We start from the raw sequence: 22,632 nt of genomic DNA on the forward strand, positions 1-22,632 counted from the left end.
TACTAGTATTTGGATGTTAATGTTTCTTATATTGCGCCGCAAAAAATTATTAAATGCTTAAATTTAATAGCAATAATTATTAATTACATAATTTTCAAGAATGTATCAATCTAAAATTGCCGGGCTAGGAAGTTACGTGCCGGAGAATGTGGTAACTAACGAAGACCTTTCAAAATTAATGGATACCAATGATGCGTGGATCCAAGAGCGTACGGGAATTAAGGAGCGTCATCATATAAAGAAAGGCGATGGTAATTCTACCTCTGTAATGGGGGCAAAAGCAGCAAAGATAGCTATAGAGCGTGCTAATATTTCTAAAGATGATATAGATTTCATCATTTTTGCCACCTTAAGTCCAGATTACTATTTTCCTGGATGTGGTGTACAAGTACAGGAAATATTAGATATAGATACTTGTCCTTCGTTAGATGTAAGAAACCAATGTAGTGGGTTTGTATACGCACTATCTGTGGCAGACCAATTCATAAAAACCGGGATGTACAAGAATATCTTAGTTATTGGAAGTGAAAACCATAGTGGAGGTTTAGACTTTACTACAAGAGGTAGGTCTGTCTCTGTTATCTTTGGCGATGGAGCTGGTGCTGCGGTAGTTACTAGAAGTGCTCATTTAGGACAAGGCATATTATCTACTCATCTTCATTCTGAAGGAAAGCATGCTTTAGAATTATCTTTAAAAGGTCCTAGTACAGAACATTGGGTACCAGAAATAATAGCTGAAAATCCGCAAGGAGATGATATTCCATATTATCCATACATGAATGGACAATTTGTGTTTAAACATGCTATACAGCGTTTTTCTGAGGTAATTAATGAAGGCTTAGTTGCAAATGGTCTGGAGGTTAAAGATATAGATATGTTAATACCACATCAGGCTAATTTGAGAATCTCTCAATTTATTCAGCAGAAATTTAAATTGCCAGATGATAAGGTTTTTAATAATATTCAGAAATATGGAAATACAACAGCTGCCTCCATACCTATAGCGCTTACAGAAGCCTGGGAACAAGGAAAAATAAAAGAAGGAGATATAGTTGTATTAGCAGCCTTTGGAAGCGGATTTACTTGGGGAAGTGCTATAATAGAATGGTAAAATAAAATTAGCTTTATAGAATTAAAAACCCGAGCTCAACCAAAGCTCGGGTTTTTTGCTAATAAATAAACAAATAGAATCTTCAAGAGTTAACATCGCTGCTCATTAAGCTTAAGAAGAGCTTTAAAATGTAGATCTCATATTTTTTATAAGGACCGAGAAATTTCTATTTTGTTACAATCTTAATAATGCTGTAACTTTGTTTTATGGAAAAGAAAAAAACATTAGTGCTAGGTGCATCTACCAATCCATCTAGATATTCGAATATTGCTATTAATAGATTGGTAACCTACGATCAACCCGTAGTTGCAATTGGACTTAGAAAAGGGGAAGTTGCAGGAATCTCAATTACTACAGCGTTAGAAGATTTTCCGGAAATAGATACCGTTACATTATATCTAAACCCTAAAAGGCAGGTAGAATATTACGAATATATAATATCCTTACAACCAATTAGGGTGATTTTTAATCCGGGAACAGAAAATCCTGAATTCTATAAATTGCTAAAAGCAAATAATATTGAGATAGAAGTGGCCTGTACGTTAGTGATGTTGGGTACGAATCAATACTAGACCAAGAAAGGTTAATGCTCCATTTAATATTAGAATAAAGAAACCAAATTCAAAGCCAAACCAAGCTAAGCTATTTACGCTAATAAAGTAACTTAGGATAGGAGATAGAATTGCAATAATGGGCACCAGTTTATCTTTAACCTGCCATTTGGTAAACATTCCGAAACTAAATAGACCTAATAGTGGGCCATAGGTATAGCCGGTAAATACGAATAGCTTAGCAATCACACTTTCATCTTTTATAAAGTATTTAAAAGATACTATTACCAAGATCAACAATATTGAAATGGCTATATGAATTTGCTTTCTGATACTTTCTTGCCTAGCAGGGCTAAATCTTCTTTCAATATCAATAATATCAATACTAAAAGAGGTTGTAAGAGAAGTTAATGCGCTATCTGCACTACTATAAGCTGCAGCTATCAATCCAAGAACAAAGAAAGTTGCTATTCCTATTCCTAGGCCACTTTGTGTTGCTATTACTGGAAAAAGGTCATCTTTAGAAGCATCAATTCCGTTTTGTCTGGCGTATTCTGTAAGTAATATTCCTAAAGCCATAAAGAATAGATTTACGAAAACTAGCACAATAGTAAACCAAAACATGTTCTTCTGTGCATCTTTCAAATTTCTACAGGTAAGATTTTTTTGCATCATATCCTGATCTAGACCTGTCATTACTATTGCTATAAACGCACCAGAAATAAACTGCTTCCAGAAGTAATCTGCACTTTTATAGTCATCGAAAAAGAAGATCTTAGAAAGTTCACTATTTGTGATATGAGAAATTAGGTCTGCTCCTTGTATACCAAGATCATCTGAGACATAATAGATGCTAACACCTACAGCAATTAGCATACATAGGGTTTGTAAAGTATCTGTATAGACAATGGTTTTAATTCCAGATCTAAAGGTATATAGCCAAATAAGAGCAATGGTCATTACTACCGTAGCCCAAAAGGGTATTCCTAAATTATCGAACAGTATGATTTGTAAAACATTTGCAACAAGAAAAAGTCTAAAACTGGCGCCCACAATTCTAGATAATAAGAAAAATGAAGCTCCGGTTTTATAAGAATACCTACCAAACCTTTCCTCTAAATAGGTATAGATAGAAATAAGGTTCATCTTATAATAGAGTGGTAGCAGCACTGTTCCAATTACGAGATATCCCAAGGTATATCCCAAAACTACCTGAAAATAACTGAATTGATTAGATTCTATTAAACCGGGAACAGATATAAAGGTTACTCCGCTTAAAGAAGCGCCAATCATCCCAAAAGCAACTATATACCAGGGAGATTGCCTGTTAGCTTTAAAAAATGCTGCATTGTCTGAATTTTTTCCGGTAAGGAAGGAGATCAAAATAAGTACTCCAAAATAAGCTGCAATGAGCAGCAGAATATAAGTTGATTGCATGAAAATATTTTTGCGGTCGCAAATTACAAATAATGTGTTGAACAATTTGAAGTTCCCTTCTTCTTAAATTTATGGAGATGCATCAAAATTGTGTATTTTTGAACCATGGATTTTTCATCTAAATTATTAGAACAGGCCGTGGCCGAAATGTCTCAACTTCCGGGAATAGGAAAGCGTACCGCATTAAGATTGGTATTACATTTACTAAAGCAACCAGAATCTCAAACCGTGCAACTTTCTGGGGCGCTTACAAATCTAAGAACCCAAATAAAGCTTTGTGAGAACTGTCATAATATTAGCGATACTAGAATTTGTGATATTTGCGCTAATCCAAACAGATTAAAAGAGATAGTTTGTGTGGTGGAAGATATTAGGGATGTTATGGCTATTGAAAATACGGGTCAGTATCGAGGTCTATATCATGTATTGGGAGGCAAGATAAGTCCTATGGATGGAATAGGTCCCTCTCAACTTACTATTAAATCGCTAATAGATAAAGTGAAGTTAGGAGAAGTAGAAGAGATCATTTTTGCATTGAGCAGCACTTTGGAAGGAGATACTACCAATTTCTATATATTTAAACAATTGGAAGGGGCTGCGATCAAAACTTCAACTATTGCTCGAGGTATTTCTGTAGGAGATGAACTGGAATTTGCAGATGAGGTAACTTTAGGAAGAAGTATCACTAATAGAGTACCTTTTGAAAGTTCCTTAAAAAATTAAAAGAGCCTAAGTTGTAAGTTGCTTTCAGAAATATAACACAGAATGGCTTAAAACAATGATTATACAGTTAATTAATGCTTTTGAAATTGTATTTTAAGCCAAAAGAGAAATTAAAGCGATTGCAGTGGGTTTTGTTAAATTTTATTTATTAAATATTTAATATTTCTTAAAAGTAAAATTTAGTAATTTCGCAATCATAATTATAAAAAACATCTTTGAGATAAGAATATGGCAAAGTTTGAACTTAAATTACCCAAAATGGGCGAGAGTGTTGCGGAAGCAACAATTACTAATTGGTTAAAAGAAGTTGGAGATACCATCGAGGCAGATGAAGCGGTACTTGAAATTGCTACAGATAAAGTAGATAGTGAAGTGCCAAGTGAGGTTGATGGAAAGTTGGTGGAAATCCTTTTTCAAACCGATGATGTTGTAAAAGTTGGTCAAACTATAGCCATTATAGAGACGGATGGTGATGGTGAAGAGGAAAATTCTTCTCAATCTGAAGCTGCGCCTTCAGATGCCATGGTAAAAGATGTAGAAAATACTGTAACTGCTGCTAAAGATAATACAACATCTCATAGTTCAACAGATTTTTCAGATTCAGATAGATTTTATTCTCCCTTGGTAAAGAATATTGCCAAGCAAGAAGGGATCTCTTTAGAAGAATTAGAAAAAGTTCAGGGATCGGGAAAAGAAGGTCGTGTTACAAAGAATGACATTTTAGATTATGTAGAAAATAGATCATCAACGCCGGCATCTCAGCCAGTAGCTTCCGCTAAACCAGCAGCAAGTGCTCCTGTTCAGCAAAAAGCTGCTCCTGTAAGTGTAAATGGAGAAGATGAGATTATTGAAATGACCAGAATGGGTAAGATGATCGCTCATCATATGGTGCAGAGTAATCAAACTTCAGCCCATGTTCAATCTTTTATAGAAGTAGATGTAACAACTATCTGGAATTGGAGAAATAAGCATAAAGATGCTTTTGCTAAGCGCGAAGGTGAGAAATTGACTTTTACTCCAATTTTCATGGAGGCGATTGCAAAGGCCATTAAAGATTTCCCTATGATCAATATCTCTGTAGATGGAGATACTATCATCAAAAAGAAAAACATCAACTTAGGGATGGCAGCAGCGTTACCAGATGGTAACCTTATTGTTCCTGTTATTAAAAACGCAGACAGACTAAATTTAGTAGGCTTGGCGAAAGAAGTGAATGATCTTGCTAACAGAGCCCGAGCAAATAAATTAAAGCCAGATGATATTCAAGGTGGTACTTATACAGTTACCAACGTAGGTACTTTTGGAAGTATTATGGGAACTCCTATTATTAATCAACCACAAGTGGCAATTTTAGCGTTGGGTGCAATTAGAAAAGTACCAGCTGTTATAGAAACTCCAGAGGGTGATTTTATAGGTATAAGATATAAAATGATACTATCTCATAGTTATGACCATAGAGTTGTAAATGGAGCTCTAGGTGGACAGTTTGTTCAAAGAGTTGCGCAATATTTAGAATCTTTTGATAAAAATAGAGTGGTTTAATAAGTACTCCATATAAGTTTAATAAACCGTTTAGAAAGCTCGATAAAGGCATTTTAAGCGGTTTTTCTATTTCAATAATATATGCCGCTGTCTGGTGTCTTCTCTTGCAAATATGGGTACTGCCCCGATATTTTTATAGTATCTTTGCGAAAATTAAGCATTCATTTATGGAGTTGAAACTTACTAAGCCAATTTGTTTTTTTGATCTGGAAACTACGGGGACAAATGTGGCTAAAGATCGTATTGTAGAAATATCAGTTTTAAAGGTTTTTCCTAACGGAAATAAAGAAAGTAAAACTTGGCTGGTAAATCCGGAGATGAAGATCCCTGCTGAAGTAATTGAGATTCATGGTATTTCTAATGAACGTGTGGAAAATGAGCCTACTTTTAGAGAGTTAGCCCCTAAAGTTCATGAAATGATAAAGGGGTGTGATCTTGGAGGATTTAATTCTAATAGGTTTGATATTCCATTACTAGTAGAAGAATTATTAAGAGCAGATGTAGATTTTGATATGAAAAATGTAGTTTCTGTAGATGTACAGACTATCTTTCATAAAATGGAGCAGAGAACGCTTTCTGCAGCCTATAAATTTTATTGCGGAGAGACTTTAGAAGGAGCGCATTCTGCAGAGGCAGATACCAATGCAACATATGAGGTGTTGAAATCTCAGTTAGATAGATACGGAGATTTAGAAAATGATATATCGTGGCTAGGACAATATAGTTCTAGAAGAAATTTTGCAGACTTTGCAGGGTTTATTGCTTTTGATAAAAAAGGAGCTGAAGTTTTTGCTTTTGGAAAGTTTAAAGGTAAATATGTAGAAAAAGTATTGGAAGATGAGCCAGGTTATTATGGATGGATCCAAAATGCAGATTTTCCGTTATATACTAAAAAAGTTCTTACTGCCATTAAATTAAGAAAGTTGAATACGAAGCTAAAATAAGTTTTCAAAGTAAATTGGATAGACCATGAAAATAATCTGTATTGGTAGAAATTATGGAGCTCATATTTCTGAGCTTCAGAATGAAAAGCCTAAAGATCCGGTAATATTTCTTAAGCCTGATACCGCTATTTTATTAAAAAAGCAACCTTTCTTTATTCCAGATTTCAGTAATGATGTGCATTATGAGGTGGAAGTGTTGGTTAAAATCAAGAAAGTAGGAAAATATATTCAGTCCAACTTTGCTCATAAATATTACGATGAAGTAGGTTTAGGAATAGATTTTACTGCCAGAGACCTTCAAAATGAATTGAAAGAAAAGGGGTTACCCTGGGAAAAGGCGAAATCTTTTGATGGAGCAGCGGTTATTGGTGAGAAATGGATAGATAAAAATGCTTTTCAGAATATAAATAATGTTAACTTTAGCTTAGAAAAGAATCAACAAAAGGTTCAATCGGGCAATACTTCAGATATGTTATGGAAGATAGATGAGATCATCGCCTATGTTTCGCAATATTTTACACTGAAAATTGGCGATATTATTTTCACCGGAACTCCAGAAGGAGTAGGTAAAGTAGAGCCTAATGATAGGTTGACAGGATTTTTAGAAAAAGAAGAAATGTTTTCAATTCAAGTAAAATAGATGAGTAAAAGTTACAACTTAGACAGCGTGAATGAAATGGCTGGGGGAGATGAGGATTTTTTAAAGATCATTGTACAAACCTTTTTAGAAGAGATCCCGCCAGATGTTAATTCTATGATCGAAGCAATAGATAATGATAACCCTAGTTTGGCTTACCAGTTTGCTCATAAGATGAAGCCAAATCTAGAATTATTTGGATTACAATTAATGGATCAGGTTCTTATTATAGAGGCTTGGTCTAAAGAAAATAAAAATGATGCCAGCGCCAAGGAAGCTGGTAATAAGATCTCTAAAAAAGTCTCTTTAGCAGAAATAGAGCTAAAAAATGATTTCGGTTTATAATGACGGCAGAGATTATTACTATTGGTGATGAAATTTTGATCGGTCAGATCGTGGATACAAATTCTGTTTTTATTGCCAAAGAGCTAAATAAGATCGGAATTTCTGTAAATCAGATCACTTCTATACAGGATAATAGAGAACATATTCTTTCTACGCTTAAGGATGCTAATTTAAGAGCAGATCTGGTAATAATTACTGGAGGTCTTGGGCCCACAAAAGACGACATTACAAAACATACTTTTTGTGAGTATTTTGAAGATCATTTAGTAAAAGATCAATCTGTGCTGGATCATATAGAAAATCTTTTTGAAAAGATAGTTTCTACTCCAATTTCAGATATGAACCGAGACCAAGCAATGGTTCTTTCTAAATCTACAGTGCTTTTTAATAAATACGGAACGGCACCGGGAATCTGGATCGAAAAGGATAAGACTGTTTTTGTTGCTATGCCCGGCGTGCCTTTTGAAATGAAATCTTTGATGGAGTATGAGGTTATACCTAAGTTAATATCAGATTTTAATAGGCCTTTCATTTATCATAAAACCATTAGAACTTATGGGCTAGGGGAGAGCGCTATTGCCCAGAGGATCGAAGCATGGGAGGAAGCACTACCTGCACATATAAAGCTAGCGTATTTACCTAGTTATGGTTCTGTGCGATTAAGACTTTCCGGGAAGGGGGATAATGAAGAAAAATTAAAAGAAAGTATTGAGGTAGAGTTTGAAAAGATCTATCCACTTTTAGAGGATATTTTGCCTAGTAAAGATGGAGAAGATCAAGATATAGCTATGAGCATTAATAATCTTCTAGCATCTAAGCAACAATCACTTTGTTTTGCCGAGAGTTGTACAGGAGGAGAATTGGCTGCGGCTTTTACATTAAATCCTGGGGCTTCTAGATGTTTTAAAGGCGGATTGGTTACTTACGCCACAAAAATGAAAGAAGATATCCTTAATGTACCAGCTAATATTATTGAAAAATATAGTGTGGTAAGTGGGGAAGTGGCAGAAAAAATGGCAGAAAATGCTAAGAAGCTCTTTAATTCTGATTACGCTATTTCTACCACTGGAAATGCCGGCCCTGCTAAAGGAGACAGTGATGTAGAGATTGGTACTGTTTTTATAGGAGTTGCTACTCCAGATCGAGTTTTTTCTGTGGAATATCAACTAGGGAAAAATAGAGAGCAAGTGGTGAATAAGGCGGTGAATAAAGCTTTTGAATTACTCCTTAAAGAATTGAACCATAATTGATTATATAGTACTTATTAAGTATGGTGAGGAGTGCTGCTCTGGCAGGTAGTTTTAAAGGCACAAAAAAAACCTCTAATTATTTTTAATTTTGTGTTGGCTGTTATGTAAAAAAATCGTTAATTTGCAGCCTGTTTTGAAATAACAATAAAGTATAAAGCAATGTCAAGAGTTTGTGAGCTTACAGGTAAAAGAGCAATGGTAGGGAACAATGTTTCTCACGCCATGAACAAAACCAAGCGTAGATTTAATATCAACTTATTAAAGAAGCGTTTTTATATTCCTGAGGAAGATAGATGGGTAACTTTAAAGGTTTCTGCATCTGCACTAAAAAACATCAATAAAAAAGGTATCTCTGCTGTTATGAAAGAAGCGAGAGAAAAAGGTTATTTAACTAAATAATCCTTAACCGTTAAGATATAGAGAAATGGCAAAGAAAGGTAACAGAATACAGGTAATCTTAGAATGTACAGAGCACAAAGAATCTGGTAGACCAGGTACTTCAAGATATATTACAACAAAAAATAAAAAGAACACGCCAGATAGAATGGAGTTAAAGAAATTTAACCCAATTCTTAAGAAAATGACTGTTCATAAAGAAATTAAATAAGTAAGCCATGGCAAAGAAATCAGTAGCATCATTACAAACAGGTTCCAAGAGATTGACTAAAGCCATCAAAATGGTAAAATCACCTAAAACAGGTGCATATACTTTTGTGGAAGCAATTATGGTCCCAGAGAACGTAAATGACTTTTTAAGCAAAAAGTAAATTATTTCAAAATATTTTAAAAGCCGTCCGGAGTCATCTGGACGGCTTTTCCTTTTTGTGTATATTTACAGCTAAATTGTAAGTGTTGATAGTTTAAAATATCAATAATATTGAGTTTAATACGTCCAAAAAATAATGAGTTTATTTAAAAAGATTTTTTCCAAAGAGAAAAAGGAGACTTTAGACAAGGGATTAGAGAAATCTAAATCTAATTTCCTTTCTAAAATGAGTAAAGCCGTTGCTGGTAAATCTAAAGTAGATGATGAGGTTTTAGATGATTTAGAGGATGTGTTGGTTAGTAGTGATGTAGGAGTTGCAACTACTATCAAGATCATTAATAGAATTGAAGAGCGAGTAGCCAGAGATAAATACCTGGGTACAGAAGAGCTCAATGAAATATTAAGAGAAGAAATAGCTGCCTTACTTTCTGAAACTAGTGGTGGGGAAGGTGATGGTTTTCAAATTCCGGCAGGTAAAAAACCTTACGTGGTTATGGTTGTAGGGGTAAACGGAGTTGGAAAAACAACTACCATTGGAAAACTAGCTCATCAATTTAAGAAAGAAGGTAAAAATGTAATGTTAGGAGCTGCAGACACATTTAGAGCTGCTGCAATAGATCAGCTTCAAATCTGGGCAGATAGAACTCAGGTGCCAATAGTTAAACAGCAAATGGGTAGTGATCCAGCATCGGTAGCTTTTGATTCTGTTCAAAGTGCTGTAAAGCAGGATGTAGATGTTCTAATTATTGATACTGCAGGAAGATTGCACAATAAAGTGAATCTTATGAATGAGCTTACTAAGGTAAAGCGTGTGATGCAAAAGGTAATTCCAGATGCTCCTCATGAAGTTTTATTAGTGTTAGATGGTTCTACCGGTCAGAATGCTTTTGAGCAGGCTAAACAATTTACAGCAGCAACAGAAGTAACGTCTCTTGCTGTAACTAAATTAGATGGTACGGCTAAAGGTGGTGTGGTGATAGGTATTAGCGATCAATTTAAAATTCCTGTAAAGTATATTGGTGTAGGCGAAGGTATCGAAGATCTTCAAGTATTCAATAAATTCGAATTTGTTGATTCTTTCTTTAAAAAATAGAGGTGCCGATCATACCTAAAATTAATCCTATACTTTAGATTCAAATTTATGAAGAAGGTCTTACTTGTTTTATTAGCAATTTCAATATTTAGTTGTAAAAATGAATCAGAAGAAAAGACTTCTTCAGTAGTTGTTCAAGATACGATCCAGTCTCCTAAGGAAATGGATTTTAAGGTGCTGGATTCTAAATATGTTTCTAAAGATTCTATTATGAGTCCTTTTAAAAAGGAACTACAAGATTTTTCTGCGGAAAGATATAATCAAATAAAGCCATTTGTTTTAGATCAAGATATTCCCGCTATACAGGCTTCTGTGAAAAAAGGTGATCTTAGCTATGAAGAATTAGTACTTTTTTATCTTACTAGAATTCAGAAATATGATCGGGAAAACGAACTTTCCTTGAATTCTGTAATTTCTTTGAATCCAAATATTATTGAAGAGGCAAGAGAAAAGGACGCAGCTTTAAATGAGGATAAAGATCATCATCAAATATTTGGAATACCAGTTCTGCTAAAAGATAATATCGATGCTGAAAATATGGTAACTACAGCGGGAGCTGAGGTACTTAAAAATAATTATACACAAGATGCCTTCATAACCAAAAGATTAAAAGATAATGGTGCTTTGATCTTAGGAAAAGCAAATTTAAGTGAATGGGCTTATTTCTTTTGTGGCGAATGCCCAAGCGGTTATTCTGCAATTGGCGGGCAAACTTTGAATCCTTATGGTAGAAAGTTATTAGACACCGGTGGTTCCAGTTCTGGAAGCGCTGTGGCGGTAGCTGCAAATTTGGTTACAGTGGCAGTAGGATCTGAGACGGCAGGATCTATACTTTCTCCTGCTAGTCAGAATTCTTTGGTTGGATTAAAGCCAACCATTGGTCTATTAAGTCGTGGAGGAATTGTTCCTATATCTGGCACTTTAGATACTCCGGGGCCTATAACAAAATCTGTGATAGATAATGCCATTCTGCTTTCTGCAATGACAGGAAAAGACGCAAAAGATTCTTCTTCGAAAACAAATACAAATACTACTAAAGATTTTTACACCTCGGTAAAAGCAGGAACTCTCAAAGGAAAGCGATTTGGAGCTATTAAAGAGTTGATGGAAGATGCATTGTATGTTCAAGCCATTGTAGATCTAAAAAATGCGGGAGCAGAAGTAATAGAATTCAAAGCGGAAGAAGTAGACCTTCCAAATTTCACTCGTTTTCTAAATTTAGAAATGAAAAGAGATCTTCCTAAGTATTTAAAATCTTACGGTAATAAAAGTTTGGAAATTAAATCTGTTACAGATGTAATAGCATATAATCTGCAAGATTCATTAAGAAGAGCACCATACGGTCAGGGATTGTTTGATGGAATTGTTGCAGATACTGCTTCAGCAGAGGAATATCAGGCTATAAAGGATACATTGCATGCCAACGGTAAGAAATTCTTTGACGTTCCTATGGAAAAACATGATCTTGATGGTGTGCTTTCTATCAATAATTATCATGCCGGAGAAGCTGCAGTAGCTTTATATCCCGGTATAACAGTTCCTATGGGCTATACCAAGAGCAATGCTCCAAAAGGTCTTACATTTTATGCGAAATCTAATAAGGAACAAGATCTGCTAATATGGGCTTACGCTTATGAAGCAGTTTCTAAAAAAAGAATAGCTCCTAAAAATTATAATTAATAAAATGCCAACAAATAATCTTAAAGCTATTATTAGTAAGATCATACTTTTTTATAGTGTGTTCTTTGTAGTTATGAAAGTAATCGCCATTCTCTTTGAAAATGCTTGGCCTCTTCCTAATTTAATTCTTGCCATTCCATTTCTAATTTTTGCTATAATTGGAGGTTTAATGATGAAAAAAGAAACATATTCCTGGATCTATGTAATAATAGGTGTAATAGTGATAAGTGCTTTAAGATATTACGAAGCCTCATGGATGGTGTCTTTACATGAATATTTCAGTTAATTTCCCAATCAATTCATTATTCGTTTATTCTTCCGTAGTTCAAATTCTACGTTGTATCTTTGCACCCGCTAACTTTTAACCGAGAATCTATTAAATCGGCTAGAAGTGAAGCTTTTAAAGCACAAATGGTATGAGGACGAAATCTATAAAAAAGAACAGAATTAATGTAGTAACCTTAGGTTGTAGCAAAAATGTTTACGACAGTGAGGTATTGATGGGACAGTTACGTGCCAATGATAAGGATGTTGTTCATGAGCAGGAAGGTAATATTGTTGTTATTAACACCTGTGGATTTATAGATAATGCTAAAGAAGAGTCTGTAAATACTATTTTGGAATATGTGGAGAAAAAGCAACAAGGCGAAGTAGATAAGGTTTTTGTAACCGGATGTTTAAGTGAACGGTATAAGCCAGATCTTCAGCAAGAAATTCCAGATGTAGATCAATACTTTGGGACTACAGAACTTCCCGGACTTTTAAAAGCTTTAGAAGCAGATTATAAACATGAACTTATAGGAGAACGACTTACTACTACTCCTAAGAACTATGCCTATTTAAAGATTGCGGAAGGTTGTGATAGACCTTGCTCGTTTTGTGCAATCCCATTAATGCGTGGTAAACACAAATCTACACCTATAGAGCACTTGGTGAAGGAAGCTCAAAATCTAGCAGCACAAGGAGTAAAAGAGTTGATTCTTATCGCTCAGGATTTAACTTACTATGGATTAGATCTATATAAAAAACGAAATCTTGCCGAGTTATTAGAAAACTTAGTGAAGGTGGATGGAATTGAATGGATAAGACTTCATTATGCATTCCCTACAGGTTTTCCTATGGATGTGTTAGATGTAATGAATCGTGAGCCTAAGGTTTGTAATTATTTAGATATCCCATTACAACACATTTCAGACGATCTTTTAAAATCTATGAGACGTGGAACTACGCATGAGAAAACCACCAAACTTCTAAAGGAATTTAGAAAAGAGGTGCCAGATATGACTATTAGAACTACCCTTATTGTTGGGTATCCAGGGGAGACCGAAGCGCATTTTCAGGAATTAAGAGAGTGGGTTAAAGAAATGCGATTTGAGCGTTTAGGTTGTTTTACTTATTCTCATGAAGAAAATACGCACGCTTACAATTTGGAAGATGACGTGCCACAAGATGTAAAACAAGATCGTGCAAACCAGATCATGGAAATTCAATCTCAGATCTCTTGGGAATTGAATCAGCAGAAAATTGGGGAAACTTTCAAGGTGGTTATTGATAGAAAAGAAGGGAATTATTTTATTGGTAGAACAGAGTATGATTCTCCAGACGTAGATAATGAAGTGTTGATTGATGGCACCGAGATCTATTTGAAAACTGGTGAATTCTATGAAGTAAAAATCACAGAAGCAGCAGATTTTGATCTTTATGGAACTCCGGTAAACGCTGATGTAGCTAAACCAGTAAGAAAAGAGTTGAAGATTAGAAACGTATAGTTTTGTGTTATTTGTCAGTTCGAGCGTAGACGAGAACTATTCAACAGTGTCATAAGGTTATTATCTCGATAGTATCAGGAAACTGATTCATACCATTTTATAGCGTGCTAGGTGGATAAAGTTAGATTTTATATATTTATAATATCTGTATCTAAGTTATAATCGATGCCTAAAGTTGTAAAGAAAATTTCTGTCTGGAGAAAACACCATAATCTATTTTTCTCATTTTTATGGTTTGCCGTAGGATTAAGCTATATTCTTGTATCAGATAAACTCGTATTTGGTATAATTTATATACTCCTAGCTGGCTCCTATTTATTTTTACACTTATCTAATAAAACGAAAGGTAGAGATCAAGAGTTCGTAAGTTGGGATGAAGAAGGTATAAAAATTGGTAAAGTAGGAGTAAAGCCATTGGAATATTCATTTACCGATATTCAAAATATTTCTCTTACTGCTAATAACCTAATTGTAAAATCTGGTGCCGCTGCCGGAACAATGGTAGAATTGAAAGGTTTTACTTCTGAAGATCTTGATCTTCTTAAGTCTAGATTTGCTTCTGAAGCAGTAGCTTAGACTAACTATTTTCAAGAATTTCGAAATAATATTGAATTGTTTTAAGCTGATTTTTCGGTTTCTGCATATCGCAAATTAGCTCCTTTCTCCTGTAGGATGCTACATCAAATTGCCCATTATTTTTGAATTGGAGTACTTCAAATTGATCGAGACAAACATAAACTCTAGCTATTCCAAGGCTAATTATTTTTAAGAATTTTTCAATATTTTTCGACGGATAATTACAAGCTTTAGCAAGCAAAAAGCATCGTTTTAGTTCAGATGTAAAGTAACTTCTTAGATCCTTAATATCTATTGTTCTAGAAGCTCGTGTTTGAATATTCTCCTGATGATCTTTATAAACATCAAAAATATCATTACCTAATTGCATTAGTCCGCCAAGATGATAGATGAGCTCTTTTTCATTTTGATCTGCACTATTTTCCAAACAAGCTCTATAATATAAAAAAGAACTGCCGCCTTTATCAAGAGTGATCTTTTCTAATTCTGAATTGGTGATCGATTTATCTTTTTGCTTTAAACTTTCCTGTTGTGCTTTAAATACATCTAAAGCCTCCTCTTGAATTTTTTCAGGCCGGCAAGACTCTTTTAGGCCTTGAGTATAAAGACTCAGTAGCAACCCTTCCTGATCATTATCAGGTTTCATTTCTTGGGGAGTTAAGATGAAGTCCTTTAAACCTCGAGTTTCTTTAGAAGTATTATCAAATAGATCATCCAGTAATCCTGAAATACCTCCTAAGTAGCTGATCGCTTTTCGCTCTGCCAACTTTATCTTATAACCTCTTAAAATGCAAAAAGAAGTTCCCAGTATTCCGGAAACTCCTAATGCATAATAATCTGTAATTTTTTTAAGGTCTTTTTCAGTTAAACTACCATCGTTATTACTTCTATAGAGATCGAGCTTCGGTTGAAGGTATTTATTATTGAATCTTCTTTGTCTCCAAACCTGTTTCAGTAAAAAAATATAGATGCCTGGTAGTTGTATATAATTCTTGTAATTATTCTTCATTAAGTAAAACCGGTTTTCCAAAGCCAAGTTCTTCCAGTTTTGGGAACTGTGTTTCTGCGTCACCCACTACTAAATAGTACATTTTTGCAGGGTTTATGTATTTATTAGCCAGTTTCTGAATATCTTCAATACTAAGTGCTTCTACCTGTTTCTCACGTTGTGCTATAAAATCTGGATCTAGTCCCAATTCTGTAATATCGCTCAACATATCTAATTTAGAATTTAGAGTTTCAAATTTTCGAGCATTACTTTTTACCATAAAGCTTTTTGTCACTTCAAGATCGGTAGCGTCAAAATTCTCAGGGTATTGTTTTAAAATATCTTTTATAAGGTCTAGAGCCTCAAAAGTTATATTAGAACGAACACCACTAGATATTACAAAGGGGCCTACCATTTTGCTGCCGTTAAAGCCAGATCGTATTCCATAGGTATAACCTTTTCCTTCTCTTAATTGCTGTGTTAATTGAGATGCAAAGCCACCTCCTCCAAGCCTGTAATTCATCACCTCTGCCGGGTAAAATTCTTTTGAAGTTGCCGCTAATGCCGGAGTACCTATCATGATAACAGATTGTTTGGCACCCGCAACATCATAAAAATAAACCTGTGAGCTGTCTGGAGCATTAGGTGTTTCAAATACTGGGATCTTTACAGTTATAGGTTTCCAGTTTGCAGAAATATCTTTAACAGTCGCTTTAGTCTCTTCAAGATCTATTGCACCCACTACTAGAAATTTTGATCTTAAGGGAGTAAGCTTATTATGGTAATAATCCTTAAGATCTGCAAGTTCAATTGTGTTAACGGTTGCTGTATTTCCAAGATTATTATTAGCTATAATGTTGTTCTGCCCATAAATCAACTTCTTAAATTCATTTTTAGCAATGCTATTTGGATTTGCTTTTTCTTGCTGAATCTGACTTAATACCTGCTGTTTCACCAATTTAAATTCAGATTCATCCCACCTTGGTTCTAATAAGATCTCCTTTACCAGTTCTATTGTTTTGGTAAAATTTCGAGAAAGACTACTTCCACTTATCGTGATCTTTTCATCCTGTGCTCGTACATAGATTTCAGAGCCTAATAATTCTATAGCCTCTTCAAGTTCCTGTGGAGTTTTATCTTTAGTTCCTTTTGTCATTAAATTAGCTAGCAGATTAGAAACCCCGATCTTTTTAGGGTCTTCAAGCAGTAAACCACCCTCCATCTCTAAGCTGAATTTAATAATAGGTACTTCTTCTGTTGTAATTCCAGAAATTGATAGGCCGGAAGGTAAACTAGTATTCCAGATTTGTGGTGTTGTTACTTCTGGAGTTCCCCAATATGGAGGCTCTATAGATCTGTCAAAGCTAGATGGTGTTTTGGTATAAGTAGCAGTGATACTGGCATCAAATTCATCTTCTGCACCTTCTATAATCCTCTCTTCTACAACTTCAGCTTCCGTAGAATTTTCAAGCGCTAAAGTTATCTGTCCCTTTGGAACAAAACTGGTTGCAATAAAAGGTTTGTTGAAGATATACTTCTTAAAGACTTTCATTACATCCTCACGAGTTACCTTCTTTATCTTCTCAACATTTTTATTGATTTCATTAGGATCATTCGCGAAAATCTGATATTGTGCTAACTGAAATCCTTTTCCAAGAACACTGGAGATACCGTCATAAAACTCTGTTTCCTGTCCTGCTTTAATTCTTTTTAGGTCTTTTTCAGAAATTCCATTTTTAGCGAATAGAGCAAATGTTTCTTCAACCGCTTTTTTAACCTCATCTAGATCCTTACCATCATACGCCCTTATTTGAAGTAACAGCTCTCCTGCAAGTTCTGAGGTATAGTTATACATCTGCACCTCATCTGTGAGTTCCTTTTTAGCAACTAAATTCTTATAGAGCGGCGCATTTTTACCTTGAGATAGATATTTAGCTAGAATTTCTAAAGCATAAGAATCTTCATGATAGGAATATACGGAAGGGTAGGCTAATGTAAGTTCTGGTAGTTTAGCAAAATTATCTTCATAATACAGCTGTTTAGATTCTTTTAAACTAACAGGTTGCTTTTTTAAGATCTCGATCTTATCTCCGGCTTTTATCTCATCAAAATATTTATGAACCCATTCTTTTGCCTGTTCTTTATTAAAATCTCCGGCAATAGTGAGTATTACATTATTAGGTACATACCATTTGTTATAAAAATCTTTTACGTTCTGAAGAGTAGCATTCTGTAGATCTTCCAAAGATCCTATTACTTGCCAGTTATATGGATGCCCTTCCGGATATAGATTCTTATCAATAACATACATGGTATGTCCATACGGTCTATTATCACCACTTTGTCTTTTCTCATTCTTTACTACCTGCTTTTCTTTTGAAAGCACAGGTTCTGTAACTGTATTTATAAAATAGCCAAGTTTATCTGCCTCTGCCCAGATCATTTTTTCCAGTGCATCATTAGGAACGGTCTGGAAATAATTGGTTCTATCTCTACTGGTAGAACCATTGGCACCAGAACCTCCAATTCTTGCGCTCATTTTATCTAGCCCTCCTTTTCCTAAATTTTCAGATTCTAAGAAAAGTAAATGCTCAAATAAATGGGCAAATCCGGTTCTGCCTTCTATTTCCCTTGCAGAACCCACGTGACTTGTAAGTGCTACTGCTACCACAGGATCTGATCTGTCTATGTGAAAGATCACTTTTAATCCGTTTTGAAGGGTAAAAGTTTCAAAATCTATTTTAGGTTCTTTACTCTCGTTTTGTGCTGAAAGTTGTAGACAATTCAGTGAAATAAAAAGTAGTATTGGTATTAAAGCGAAACGTTTTATCATCTGTAGAGCTATATCTATTAATTAAAATGAATTTATACTAAGTATAAGACTTTGAAACATCTAACATGTTACATCTTCTTATTGTAGTTTTATGTATGCGATCTCTGCTAAATCTTTGATGTCTTTTAACGAGTGATCATTTAATGTTAAAATTGAAATTAGTCCATATCATATTCGTTATTGTTCACAAAGAATAGAGAATTCACAAAGAATAATTTCCCGTTCTCCCAGAAAGATCTAAACAGCGGATTGTCTACCAGATATATAAAACTACCTCTTCCCATACGCTCTTCTCCAAAGATCATGGAGTTCTTAATTTTTTCTTTTGCATTACTTCCTGCAAAGCCGGAAACAATTTGAGGTTCGTTCTCTAAATAAGAAACGTTATATCCATTATTTAAATAGGCATAACTGTCTTCACTTAATTTAAGACTGAAATAATAATTATTGTAGCCAAAAGCCATCGGGTTGGTATTATCCACTTTTGTCTTAACAATACTTCCGGTAATGAGGTCTTTTATACTTTCTCTCTCTCTTACATTGTAAGGCAATAAATTCCCTTTTTCTGTAGAGTCTTTTTTGATTGAAGAAATATTTTCGTGCAGATCAAACCCTTCTTTTCCGGCAAAGGCACTCACAGCGTTACCAATGGCAATTACTTTTCCACCTCCTTTTACCCAAGCCTTAAGCTTGTTTAAAGTGGAAGGATCTAATAAGCTGTTATAATATCCAGATGGCATCACTAAAACATCAATTTTAGCCAAGTCTACATTTGAGAGGTAATTTGTAGAAATTGGAAATACCGGGTACTGAAGGTCTTGTTCAAAAAAGTAGAGAATCTCACCATAGCTTAGAGAAGAAGTTCCTTCGCCTTGCAAAACTCCAACGGTAGGCTTATTAATGATCTTGATATCTGAAGAGCCAAAATCTGGTCCGTTACGGGAAAAACCACTGTTTGCAACACTTAGCTTTCTATTAAATTTATTTGCAATACTAATTAATGCAGTATCAAACTCTTCAAATTTAGCATTGTCACTTTTAGTAATTACGAGACTTCCAGCTTCAAATTTCTCATTTTCGGTTTGAAGTGGCTTCTCACTAAATCTTACTTTTATACCTTCTTTTAATAGCGCAGTGAGAAAGCGAGCATCATCCATACTGTTCCATTTGGCTATATATCCGGCAGCAGAAGGAGCTGCGGTATTTTCAAATTTTTCAGTCTTAACGAGGGTGCTGCTTTTAATATTATCAGAACTAGACACTGCCTCTAAGCCATAAGCGTAAGGTAAGCTCCATGCGGTAATATCATAGGTAAGGGAGTCGTTTAATTTAGCGTTCGGCTCAAACAGCACCTTTACCATTTTACCTTTAGGCTGGTTCCCATTTATCACCAATGTCTTAGCATTGATATTAAGACCAGCATTATTGTTCTTAGTATAATTAAAACCTTTAATTCTATTGGAATTTGTATTACCGTATTTAATTTCATGCCTATCTAACAATCTTTGCAAAGCTGCGATCTTATCTGCCTCTCCATTTAAAGCGTAAGACTTATACTTAGAATCTCTGTTATTGAAAAAGCTCTTAAACTCAGAATTTAGTTGCTCTATATTTTCTGAAGCTACTTCTATAGTAGACAATCCGGTTGTTAAATGATGTGCTACTCTGTCTACCAATGTCAGTTCAAAACCTTCTCTTGTATTTATTCCTAATCCGGCACCACCATTTCCAGCCTGTTCATATGTCATCCCAATTGCACCCATATAAATGGGATAGGTATCTCCATAACTAGGGTATAAAAGATCAAATCTTTCTTTCGTAAAATATAGCCAGCCGTTCTTATCAAAGTACTTCGCATGATTTTTACCAATAGTAGTTTGGAAATCTCTTTGGAAAGGGGTGATGATCTCATGAAAAGGTTCTGCTGCCGGAGCAAAATAATAAGGATCATTCACTCCTTGTTCATGAAAATCTACATGGATCTGTGGCATCCATTTATTATAAACCTTTAAGCGTTGTCTTGTTTCAACTTGTGTTGCCCAAGCCCAATCTCTGTTTAGATCGAAAAGATAGTGATTTGGCCTACCTCCAGGCCATGGCTCGATGTGTTCTACAGCTATTGGATTGGCAGTATAAGGTGTTGTTCTTACCATATTATACCAATTTACATATCTATCTCTCCCATCCGGATTTACACAGGGATCTATGATCACAACTGTATTTTTTAACCATTCTTTTTTAGAAGTAATAAGCTCATAAAGCGTTTTCATTGCAGCTTCTGTACTAGAAGCTTCATTGCCGTGTACATTATAACTTAGCCAAACTACAGCTTTTTTAGAGCTAGCAGAATTATCGTTCTCAAGTAATCCGGCGCTGCCTAGATGATCTTTTCTTATTTGTTCTATATTGGTGAGATTTTCTGGAGATGAGATTATTGCATAGGTTAATGGTCTTCCTTCGTTGGTTTTTCCGTAGGTATTATACTCAACCATATTGGAAGCTTCCGCAACACTTTCAAAATAACGTACCACATTAGCATGCCTGGTAAATTCTGTTCCTACTTCATAACCTAAAAAATCCTCAGGTGATTGTAGTTGTTGAGAGAAGCAAAAATGTGTGCTAAATAATAAGACAAGAAGTACAGAGATCTTTTGCATCTAATAAAATATTGGAGAGTTTATGTAGTAAAGATAGTGCTCATGCGGGAATTAACTAAAATTTACGGTATAAAATATTTAACTTCGATATCTTTACGTTTTAAACATTTTCTATGCCTACAGACTGTCTTTCCTATAAAGAAACAAATTATTTCACTCCGTTGATCATCGATTATCTAGATCAGAAGGAAAGTCTCAAACCCTTTTATAATAGGTTTCCTTTGCTCGATAATTTTGAAGCTCAGATCCAAGAAAAGCAAAGCTTTTTTACTTCAGCCAAAAGAAAGGTTTTAGTGGAGGTTTTACAAGAGCAGTATAAAGATCTGCAAATTTCTGAAGCGGTAAAAGAGCATATCTCATTATTAGAAAAGGACAACACGTTTACGGTTACTACAGGGCATCAACTTAATCTATTTACAGGGCCGCTATATTTTTTATATAAGATAGTTTCTACTATCAATCTGGCTAAAGATCTTAAGAAAAATTATCCAACTTCTAATTTTGTCCCAATATATTGGATGGCAACGGAAGATCATGATTTTGCCGAGATCAATTATTTTAATTTAAATGGTAAAAAATTTAAATGGAATAGCACACAGACCACAGTTGAAAAAGATGCGGTAGGAAATTTAAATACTTCCGGTTTAGATGAAGTATTAACGCTATTTTCTGCGGAAATAGGAGGAGGGAGAAATGCAGATTTTTTAAAAGAGCTGTTCAGCAAAGCCTATATAGAACATGATAATCTTACAGATGCTACCCGATTTTTAGCCAATGAGCTCTTTAAGGAATATGGATTGGTGATCTTAGATGCAGATGATAAGCATTTAAAACGCGAGTTCTTGCCTTATCTCGAAAAGGAAATCTTCGAAAAAGTATCTGAAAATTCTACTACACCGGCAGCAAATAAGTTAAAGGAATTAGGTTATACGGTGCAGGTAAATCCTAGAGAGATCAATCTTTTTTATTTGAATGATGGTTTGCGAGAACGAATTATTGAGCAGGAGGGTCGCTATTTTGTAAATGAAACAGAGATCTCTTGGAGTGAAGAAGAATTAAGATCTGAACTAAAAGAGCATCCAAATAGATTTAGTCCGAATGTAATGACAAGACCGCTTTATCAAGAAGTGATCTTGCCAAACCTTTGTTATATTGGAGGAGGAGGAGAGTTGGCTTATTGGTTCGAGTTGAAAGATCTTTTTGAAGCAGTAGATGTTCCATTTCCAATACTTTTGCTTAGGAATTCTGCATTGATAGAATCTGCCAAGCAAAATGAGAAAAGAAGCAAATTAAATATTTCTCAGCAAGAATTATTTCTAAAGCAATATGAACTCATCAATAGAAAAGTTAGAAAGATCTCTAATATAGATATTGATTTCAGTCAGCAAAAAGAGCATTTGGTAAAACAGTTTCAGGAGATGTATGAGCTGGCAGAAAAAACAGATAAAAGCTTTTTGGGAGCTGTAAAGGCTCAGGAGGTTAAACAATTAAAAGGATTAGATCATTTAGAACAGCGATTGTTGAAGGCTCAAAAACGAAAGTTGAGCGATGAGGTTTCAAGAATAACGAGCCTTCAGAATGAATTATTTCCAAATAAGAGTTTACAGGAGCGGCAGACCAATTTTTCAGAAATGTATTTGGAATATGGAGAAGCGCTTATACCTCGTCTTATGGAAAATCTAAATCCTTTAGAACAACACTTTAAAATTTTGACCTTTGGAGAAAAATAA

Annotated in this window: 21 protein-coding genes; 17 read left to right on the forward strand and 4 right to left on the reverse strand. The window is 34.7% G+C overall.

Features of this window, described 5'->3' with window-relative positions:
- The first annotated feature begins 100 nt into the window (after positions 1–100).
- Both BLT84_RS09370 and BLT84_RS09375 read left to right on the forward strand, forming a co-directional pair.
- Positions 101–1,111 carry a 3-oxoacyl-ACP synthase III family protein gene (locus tag BLT84_RS09370; RefSeq protein WP_091264892.1) on the forward strand — a complete coding sequence of 337 codons (1,011 nt, stop codon included), beginning with the start codon at positions 101–103 and terminating at the stop codon, positions 1,109–1,111.
- Positions 1,112–1,317: 206 nt separating this feature from the next.
- Positions 1,318–1,683: a CoA-binding protein gene (locus BLT84_RS09375; protein ID WP_034890791.1), complete on the forward strand. Its 366-nt coding sequence runs from the start codon at positions 1,318–1,320 to the stop codon at positions 1,681–1,683.
- Here the strand turns inward: BLT84_RS09375 and BLT84_RS09380 are convergent.
- A complete protein-coding gene (locus BLT84_RS09380) occupies positions 1,654–3,099 on the reverse strand; it encodes a sodium:solute symporter (RefSeq protein WP_091264896.1) in 1,446 nt (481 codons plus the stop codon). The genes BLT84_RS09375 and BLT84_RS09380 overlap by 30 nt on opposite strands.
- Positions 3,100–3,204: 105 nt before the next feature.
- Between BLT84_RS09380 and recR the strand changes: the two genes are divergently transcribed.
- From recR to BLT84_RS09450, 14 genes are all read left to right on the forward strand, one after another.
- Positions 3,205–3,822: a recombination mediator RecR gene (gene recR / locus BLT84_RS09385; protein WP_091264899.1), complete on the forward strand. Its 618-nt coding sequence runs from the start codon at positions 3,205–3,207 to the stop codon at positions 3,820–3,822.
- A gap of 228 nt (positions 3,823–4,050) precedes the next feature.
- Positions 4,051–5,364: a dihydrolipoamide acetyltransferase family protein gene (locus tag BLT84_RS09390; RefSeq protein ID WP_091264902.1), complete on the forward strand. Its 1,314-nt coding sequence runs from the start codon at positions 4,051–4,053 to the stop codon at positions 5,362–5,364.
- A 167-nt stretch (positions 5,365–5,531) separates the two neighbouring features.
- Positions 5,532–6,308, forward strand: a complete 777-nt coding sequence (locus BLT84_RS09395; RefSeq protein ID WP_091264906.1) for a 3'-5' exonuclease — start codon at positions 5,532–5,534, stop codon at positions 6,306–6,308.
- Between the two features lie 25 nt (positions 6,309–6,333).
- Positions 6,334–6,948: a fumarylacetoacetate hydrolase family protein gene (locus BLT84_RS09400; RefSeq protein ID WP_091264909.1), complete on the forward strand. Its 615-nt coding sequence runs from the start codon at positions 6,334–6,336 to the stop codon at positions 6,946–6,948.
- Positions 6,949–7,290: an Hpt domain-containing protein gene (locus BLT84_RS09405; RefSeq protein WP_034890806.1), complete on the forward strand. Its 342-nt coding sequence runs from the start codon at positions 6,949–6,951 to the stop codon at positions 7,288–7,290. It begins immediately after the preceding gene.
- The gene (locus BLT84_RS09410; protein ID WP_091264910.1) at positions 7,290–8,540 is read left to right on the forward strand and encodes a competence/damage-inducible protein A; all 1,251 of its coding nucleotides are present in this window, start codon (positions 7,290–7,292) and stop codon (positions 8,538–8,540) included. Before BLT84_RS09405 ends, BLT84_RS09410 begins: the two co-directional genes overlap by 1 nt.
- A gap of 159 nt (positions 8,541–8,699) precedes the next feature.
- Positions 8,700–8,939 (forward strand): 50S ribosomal protein L28, encoded by a 240-nt coding sequence (rpmB, locus tag BLT84_RS09415; protein ID WP_034890811.1) that lies wholly within the window; start codon positions 8,700–8,702, stop codon positions 8,937–8,939.
- A 25-nt stretch (positions 8,940–8,964) separates the two neighbouring features.
- Positions 8,965–9,147: a 50S ribosomal protein L33 gene (gene rpmG, locus BLT84_RS09420; protein WP_034890814.1), complete on the forward strand. Its 183-nt coding sequence runs from the start codon at positions 8,965–8,967 to the stop codon at positions 9,145–9,147.
- A 7-nt stretch (positions 9,148–9,154) separates the two neighbouring features.
- Positions 9,155–9,307: a DUF4295 domain-containing protein gene (locus BLT84_RS09425; protein WP_081891329.1), complete on the forward strand. Its 153-nt coding sequence runs from the start codon at positions 9,155–9,157 to the stop codon at positions 9,305–9,307.
- 135 nt (positions 9,308–9,442) lie between these two features.
- Positions 9,443–10,399, forward strand: coding sequence for a signal recognition particle-docking protein FtsY (gene ftsY / locus BLT84_RS09430; protein WP_034890817.1), 957 nt, complete (start codon positions 9,443–9,445; stop codon positions 10,397–10,399).
- A 48-nt stretch (positions 10,400–10,447) separates the two neighbouring features.
- The gene (locus BLT84_RS09435) at positions 10,448–12,079 is read left to right on the forward strand and encodes an amidase family protein (RefSeq protein WP_091264913.1); all 1,632 of its coding nucleotides are present in this window, start codon (positions 10,448–10,450) and stop codon (positions 12,077–12,079) included.
- A 4-nt stretch (positions 12,080–12,083) separates the two neighbouring features.
- Entirely contained in the window at positions 12,084–12,365 is a 282-nt protein-coding gene (locus BLT84_RS09440; RefSeq protein WP_034890823.1) for a hypothetical protein, read from the forward strand.
- 130 nt (positions 12,366–12,495) lie between these two features.
- Complete coding sequence (gene rimO, locus BLT84_RS09445; RefSeq protein ID WP_091264917.1) at positions 12,496–13,848, forward strand: 30S ribosomal protein S12 methylthiotransferase RimO; 1,353 nt, start codon at positions 12,496–12,498, stop codon at positions 13,846–13,848.
- Positions 13,849–14,013: 165 nt separating this feature from the next.
- Entirely contained in the window at positions 14,014–14,424 is a 411-nt protein-coding gene (locus BLT84_RS09450; RefSeq protein WP_091264920.1) for a hypothetical protein, read from the forward strand.
- Position 14,425: 1 nt separating this feature from the next.
- Here the strand turns inward: BLT84_RS09450 and BLT84_RS09455 are convergent, their stop codons facing one another.
- From BLT84_RS09455 to BLT84_RS09465, 3 genes are all read right to left on the reverse strand, one after another.
- Entirely contained in the window at positions 14,426–15,433 is a 1,008-nt protein-coding gene (locus tag BLT84_RS09455; RefSeq protein WP_091264924.1) for a hypothetical protein, read from the reverse strand.
- A complete protein-coding gene (locus tag BLT84_RS09460) occupies positions 15,423–18,245 on the reverse strand; it encodes a M16 family metallopeptidase (RefSeq protein ID WP_091264928.1) in 2,823 nt (940 codons plus the stop codon). The genes BLT84_RS09455 and BLT84_RS09460 overlap by 11 nt, the downstream gene beginning before the upstream one ends.
- Before the next feature lie 158 nt (positions 18,246–18,403).
- Positions 18,404–20,902, reverse strand: a complete 2,499-nt coding sequence (locus BLT84_RS09465) for a M14 family metallopeptidase (RefSeq protein WP_091264932.1) — start codon at positions 20,900–20,902, stop codon at positions 18,404–18,406.
- Positions 20,903–21,015: 113 nt separating this feature from the next.
- Here BLT84_RS09465 and bshC point away from each other — a divergent pair, with 113 nt between their 5' ends.
- Positions 21,016–22,632: a bacillithiol biosynthesis cysteine-adding enzyme BshC gene (gene bshC / locus BLT84_RS09470; RefSeq protein ID WP_091264935.1), complete on the forward strand. Its 1,617-nt coding sequence runs from the start codon at positions 21,016–21,018 to the stop codon at positions 22,630–22,632.

The sequence above is a fragment of the Gillisia sp. Hel1_33_143 genome, from assembly GCF_900104765.1.
Taxonomy (GTDB): Bacteria; Bacteroidota; Bacteroidia; order Flavobacteriales; family Flavobacteriaceae; genus Gillisia.